At 44.6% G+C, this 6,265-nt stretch carries 5 protein-coding genes, 2 tRNA genes and 1 rRNA gene (1 of these 8 only partly in view); 7 read left to right on the forward strand and 1 reads right to left on the reverse strand.

The window, feature by feature from the left end; translation table 11 throughout:
* Window positions 1–92 precede the first annotated feature (92 nt).
* Genes gmuR through gmuG form a run of 4 tightly spaced genes read left to right on the forward strand, consistent with a single transcriptional unit; the run spans window position 93 to window position 3,785 of the window.
* Window positions 93–806, forward strand: coding sequence for a transcriptional regulator GmuR (gmuR, locus tag NX903_RS02685; RefSeq protein ID WP_015715336.1), 714 nt, complete (start codon window positions 93–95; stop codon window positions 804–806).
* A gap of 28 nt (window positions 807–834) precedes the next feature.
* The gene (gmuE, locus tag NX903_RS02690) at window positions 835–1,734 is read left to right on the forward strand and encodes a fructokinase GmuE (RefSeq protein ID WP_086343517.1); all 900 of its coding nucleotides are present in this window, start codon (window positions 835–837) and stop codon (window positions 1,732–1,734) included.
* Complete coding sequence (gene manA / locus NX903_RS02695) at window positions 1,731–2,678, forward strand: mannose-6-phosphate isomerase, class I (RefSeq protein ID WP_086343518.1); 948 nt, start codon at window positions 1,731–1,733, stop codon at window positions 2,676–2,678. Before gmuE ends, manA begins: the two co-directional genes overlap by 4 nt.
* A gap of 18 nt (window positions 2,679–2,696) precedes the next feature.
* Window positions 2,697–3,785 carry a mannan endo-1,4-beta-mannosidase gene (gmuG, locus tag NX903_RS02700; RefSeq protein WP_086343519.1) on the forward strand — a complete coding sequence of 363 codons (1,089 nt, stop codon included), beginning with the start codon at window positions 2,697–2,699 and terminating at the stop codon, window positions 3,783–3,785.
* 60 nt (window positions 3,786–3,845) lie between these two features.
* On the opposite strand, the gene NX903_RS02705 is transcribed toward gmuG, so the two are convergent.
* The gene (locus NX903_RS02705; RefSeq protein WP_024573398.1) at window positions 3,846–4,700 is read right to left on the reverse strand and encodes a manganese catalase family protein; all 855 of its coding nucleotides are present in this window, start codon (window positions 4,698–4,700) and stop codon (window positions 3,846–3,848) included.
* Between the two features lie 335 nt (window positions 4,701–5,035).
* Between NX903_RS02705 and NX903_RS02710 the strand changes: the two genes are divergently transcribed.
* The 3 genes from NX903_RS02710 to NX903_RS02720 all read left to right on the forward strand — a co-directional run.
* Window positions 5,036–5,112 (forward strand) — tRNA-Arg (locus NX903_RS02710).
* A 13-nt stretch (window positions 5,113–5,125) separates the two neighbouring features.
* A tRNA-Gly gene (locus NX903_RS02715) sits at window positions 5,126–5,199 on the forward strand.
* A gap of 97 nt (window positions 5,200–5,296) precedes the next feature.
* A 16S ribosomal RNA gene (locus NX903_RS02720) occupies window positions 5,297–6,265 on the forward strand (it continues 581 nt past the right edge of the window).

Consider the following 6,265-nt stretch of genomic DNA (forward strand, 5'->3'; position numbering starts at 1 on the left):
AATCCGCAACATTGATGAAATAGGGAAAAGAACTTATGATATCCGTAAAAGCTTATGTGATATCAAACTCTAACAGCTGCCGGAGGATACCAATGAATAAATATGAAATCATTGCAAATGAAATGAGAAATAGAATTAAAAATAACGTATATCCGATCGATCAGCCCATTCCTGATGAAGTATCTCTTGCAAAAGAATTTAACTCAAGCCGCATGACGATGAAGAGAGCCTTGGATAATTTAGTTGCCGAGGGTCTGCTGTTTAGAAAACGAGGCCATGGCACGTTTATTATTCAATCTGCAATACAGGATGACCATGTCCATGTAGTCAGCAATGAGATTCTCGGATTGACCAACTTGCTGAAAGATAAAAAAATCCAAAGCAAGGTCATTCAGTTTGAAGTGCAATTTCCCACTGAGGAAGTGGCCGCCCATTTGTCTATTGATCAGAAAACACCGGTTTATTATGTCGTTCGGCTGCGAATTGTAGAAGGTGAACCCTATGTATTAGAAAAAACATATATGCCGACTCATTTAATACCGGGCATTAATGACGATGTCCTTCATGATTCGATCTACAATCATATTACAAATGTGCTGCAGCTCAAAATCGCCGGAACGCATCGGAAAATCAGAGCCTGCAAATCTGATCATATTGACCAGCAGCATCTGGGCTGTAAACAGGATGATCCAATTCTTGAAGTGGAACATGTGGGCTTCTTAGATACCGGGATTCCATTTGAATATTCCTTTTCACGTCATCGGCATGACAAGTTTGTTGTGACTTCTGTAAACATACGGCGCTGATTGCGGAGACAACAAGGAGGCCATCTGCATGCTTGGCGGTATTGAAGCAGGCGGCACAAAGATTGTTTGTGCTGTCGGTAAAGAAGATGGAACAATCATTGACCGAATAGAATTCCCCACAAAGATGCCGGATGAAACGATAGAGAAAGTAATTCAATATTTTCGCCAATTTTCATTACAGGCAATCGGCATCGGTTCCTTTGGTCCCATTGATAACGATAAAACCAGTCAAACATACGGTACCATTATGGCCACGCCGAAAGCGGGCTGGAGACACTATCCCATTTTGCAAACCGTTAAGAACAAAATGAAAATCCCAGTCGGATTTAGTACAGATGTCAACGCTGCGGCGCTGGGTGAATTCATTTTCGGTGAAGCGAAGGGTATTGACAGCTGCCTGTATATAACGATTGGCACTGGCATCGGAGCGGGGGCTATTGTAGAGAGGAGGCTCCTTCAGGGGCTGTCACACCCAGAGATGGGCCATATTTATATCCGGAGGCATCCGTCTGACGTATACCAAGGGAAGTGCCCTTATCATGGAGATTGCTTTGAAGGCTTGGCTTCCGGTCCCGCCATTGAAGCGCGCTGGGGGAAAAAAGCCGCGGATTTATCAGATATAGCACAAGTCTGGGAACTGGAAGGGTACTATATTGCCCAAGCACTGGCTCAGTATATTTTGATCCTTGCACCTAAAAAAATCATTCTTGGCGGCGGCGTCATGCAACAGAAACAAGTGTTATCTTATATCTATCAATATGTACCGAAAATCATGAACAACTACTTAGATTTTTCTGAATTGTCAGATGATATAAGTAATTATATTGTACCTCCACGTTTAGGCTCTAACGCCGGAATCATCGGCACGCTAGTTTTGGCGCACCAGGCCTTACAAGCAGAGGCAGCATCCGGGGAGGTGCGATCATGACGCATCCTTTATTTTTAGAGCCTGTCTTTAAAGAAAGACTATGGGGAGGGACGAAGCTTCGTGACGCTTTTGGCTACGCAATACCCTCACAAAAAACAGGTGAGTGCTGGACCGTTTCTGCACATGCTCATGGCCCGTCGGCTGTAAAGAACGGCCCGCTGGCAGGAAAGACACTAGATCAAGTATGGCTAGATCATCCAGAGATTTTCGGTTTTCCAGATAGGAAGGTGTTTCCGCTGCTGGTAAAGCTGCTGGACGCTAATATGGATCTCTCAGTGCAAGTCCATCCAGATGATGATTATGCAAAACTGCACGAAAATGGCGACCTTGGTAAAACGGAGTGCTGGTATATCATTGATTGCAAAGATAACGCCGAACTAATTTTGGGACATCATGCAAGCACAAAGGAAGAGTTCAAACAACGAATAGAAAGCGGTGATTGGAACGGGCTGCTGAGGCGAATCAAAATCAAGCCCGGAGATTTCTTTTATGTGCCAAGCGGTACACTCCATGCTTTATGTGAGGGAACCCTTGTCCTGGAAATCCAGCAAAACTCTGATACAACGTATCGCGTATACGATTATGACCGCTGTAATGACCAGGGCCAAAAAAGAACTCTTCATATAGAAAAAGCCATGGAAGTCATAACGATACCGCATATCGATAAAGTGCATACACCGGAAGTGAAAGAAGTTGGTAACGCCGAGATCACTGTTTATGTGCAATCAGATTATTTCTCAGTGTACAAATGGAAGATTAGCGGCCGAACTGCTTTTCCTTCATATCAAACCTATTTGCTGGGGAGTGTTCTGAGCGGATCAGGACGAATCATAAATAATGGTAGTCAGTATGAATGTAATGCAGGCTCACACTTTGTCTTGCCTGCGCATTTTGGCGAGTTTTCAATAGAAGGAACATGTGAATTCATGATATCTCATCCTTAATGAATGGGGGAGTTGCATTTGTTTAAGAAACATACGATCTCTTTGCTCATTTTATTTTTACTTGCGTCTGCTGTTTTAGCAAAACCAATTGAAGCGCATACTGTGTCGCCTGTGAATCCTAATGCACAGCAGACAACAAAAGCAGTGATGAACTGGCTTGCGCACCTGCCGAACCGAACGGAAAACAGAGTCCTTTCCGGAGCGTTCGGAGGTTACAGTCATGACACATTTTCTATGGCTGAGGCTGATAGAATCCGAAGCGTCACCGGGCAATCGCCTGCTATTTACGGCTGCGATTATGCCAGAGGATGGCTTGAAACAGCAAATATTGAAGATTCAATAGATGTAAGCTGCAACAGCGATTTAATGTCGTATTGGAAAAATGGTGGAATCCCTCAAATCAGCTTGCACCTGGCGAACCCTGCTTTTCAGTCAGGGCATTTTAAAACACCGATTACAAATGATCAGTATAAAAAAATACTAGATTCTTCAACAATAGAAGGAAAGCGGCTAAATGCCATGCTCAGCAAAATTGCTGACGGACTTCAAGAGCTGGAGAACCAAGGTGTGCCTGTTCTGTTCAGGCCGCTGCATGAAATGAACGGTGAATGGTTTTGGTGGGGACTTACATTATATAATCAAAAGGATAATGAAAGAATCTCTCTATATAAACAGCTCTACAAGAAAATCTATCATTATATGACCGACACAAGAGGACTTGATCATTTGATTTGGGTTTACTCTCCCGACGCCAACCGAGATTTTAAAACTGATTTTTACCCGGGCGAGTCTTACGTGGATATTGTCGGATTAGATGCGTATTTTCAAGATGCCTACTCGATCAATGGATACGATCAGCTAACAGCGCTTAATAAACCTTTTGCTTTTACAGAAGTCGGCCCGCAAACAGCAAACGGCAGCTTCGATTACAGCCTATTTATCAATGCAATAAAACAAAGATATCCTAAAACCATTTACTTTCTGGCATGGAATGATGAATGGAGCCCAGCTGTAAACAAGGGTGCTTCAGCTTTATATCATGACAGCTGGACACTCAACAAGGGAGAAATATGGAATGGTGATTCTTTAACGCCAATCGTTGAGTGAATCCGTAATGTCACAATTAAGAAGGTGCTCAAGAAGTTTCTTGAGCACCTTCCCACTGGATTAAGCATTCATATCGCCTAACCCAGGACTGTGTTCATTTGGTATTTCAGGAAGCACTGGTACGGGAAAGCCTGCCGGAGGATCTATTACTTGTAACTCTCCGCCATTTCGGCTTGGAGATTTCCCTTGATAGATTTCACTGATTCTCGTTTCATCCAACCTAAAGTTAAACTGTGCATTATGGTAGCCTAATTCGACATACTTTCTGCACTCAGGATATTTATTAATGTCATAATTCGGCACAGGGAGCAGCTTCGCCCATTCAACGCCCAATGTCTCGAGCGCTTTCGCGAATGCATTCTGGTGAGCATTGTCGCGTACAATCAGAAAAGCAAGTGTTTCGCGGAACGTCTGATTAGAGCTCATTTCATAAATTCTTGTTTTTTGCAGCACACCTGTCGACTCAAGAAGCAGGTTATCCAGCAGGTCAGTAATTAAGTTTCCGTGGTTATACACCCACGACCCGTTCCACGGATTGCCCCCTGCATCAACAGGAAGGGAACTTTGCGCTCCAATAATATAATGATGAGGATTAGCATGTTTAACCGCTTCATCAAGTGGCGCTTGATCTGTACCTTGACTGCCGACACCTTCACCGCCTGATTCATCTAATAAAGCATTGATTGTGTTTTGAACCAGTTCAACGTGGGCAATCTCCTCTAAAAAAATGCCGCGAAGCAGATCGCGATACTGTTTCTGCTTTCCTCTGAAATTAGAGCTTTGGAAAAAAAACTGCATCATTGTACGCATTTCTCCGTAATGACCGCCTAATATCTCCTGCAGGACCTTAGCAGCTGCCGGGTCTGGCTTGTCCGGTTTAATGATATTAATCAGTTCCTCTTTGTAGTAATACATAACACGCCTCATTTCTTCTTAAGAGATTTTCTTATATTATTTGTAAGATGAGATAAAATATATACATGATAAGCATGGGAAGGCGTGAAAGAAGAAAATAAAAAAATACAGGAAAAGTGTTGACCAAATAAAACAGGCATGGTATATTATTAAACGTCGCTGATGAACAGCGTGAAACAAAACAGAAAAACAAAAAAGTTTTTCTAAGGTGTTTACAAGATTTCGAAAATGTGTATAATAAGATAAGTCGAATTGAAAAAGATTCGAAAAACATTTTTAAAAAACTTCTTGACTTCAACATCAAATGATAGTATGATAGTTAAGTCGCTTGATAAGCGCCCGTAGCTCAATTGGATAGAGCGTTTGACTACGGATCAAAAGGTTAGGGGTTCGACTCCTCTCGGGCGCGCCATATAAGATACCACGCGGGTGTAGTTTAGTGGTAAAACCTCAGCCTTCCAAGCTGATGTCGTGAGTTCGATTCTCATCACCCGCTCCATTATTGAATGATCTTTGAAAACTAAACAAGACAAAACGTACCTGTTAATTCAGTTTTTAAAAATCGCACAGCGATGTGCGTAGTCAGTCAAACTACTTTATCGGAGAGTTTGATCCTGGCTCAGGACGAACGCTGGCGGCGTGCCTAATACATGCAAGTCGAGCGGACAGATGGGAGCTTGCTCCCTGATGTTAGCGGCGGACGGGTGAGTAACACGTGGGTAACCTGCCTGTAAGACTGGGATAACTCCGGGAAACCGGGGCTAATACCGGATGGTTGTTTGAACCGCATGGTTCAAACATAAAAGGTGGCTTCGGCTACCACTTACAGATGGACCCGCGGCGCATTAGCTAGTTGGTGAGGTAACGGCTCACCAAGGCAACGATGCGTAGCCGACCTGAGAGGGTGATCGGCCACACTGGGACTGAGACACGGCCCAGACTCCTACGGGAGGCAGCAGTAGGGAATCTTCCGCAATGGACGAAAGTCTGACGGAGCAACGCCGCGTGAGTGATGAAGGTTTTCGGATCGTAAAGCTCTGTTGTTAGGGAAGAACAAGTACCGTTCGAATAGGGCGGTACCTTGACGGTACCTAACCAGAAAGCCACGGCTAACTACGTGCCAGCAGCCGCGGTAATACGTAGGTGGCAAGCGTTGTCCGGAATTATTGGGCGTAAAGGGCTCGCAGGCGGTTTCTTAAGTCTGATGTGAAAGCCCCCGGCTCAACCGGGGAGGGTCATTGGAAACTGGGGAACTTGAGTGCAGAAGAGGAGAGTGGAATTCCACGTGTAGCGGTGAAATGCGTAGAGATGTGGAGGAACACCAGTGGCGAAGGCGACTCTCTGGTCTGTAACTGACGCTGAGGAGCGAAAGCGTGGGGAGCGAACAGGATTAGATACCCTGGTAGTCCACGCCGTAAACGATGAGTGCTAAGTGTTAGGGGGTTTCCGCCCCTTAGTGCTGCAGCTAACGCATTAAGCACTCCGCCTGGGGAGTACGGTCGCAAGACTGAAACTCAAAGGAATTGACGGGGGCCCGCACAAGCGGTGGAGCATGTGGTTTAATT

The sequence above is a fragment of the Bacillus sp. FSL R5-0576 genome (assembly GCF_038004765.1).
Taxonomy (GTDB): Bacteria; Bacillota; Bacilli; order Bacillales; family Bacillaceae; genus Bacillus; species Bacillus subtilis.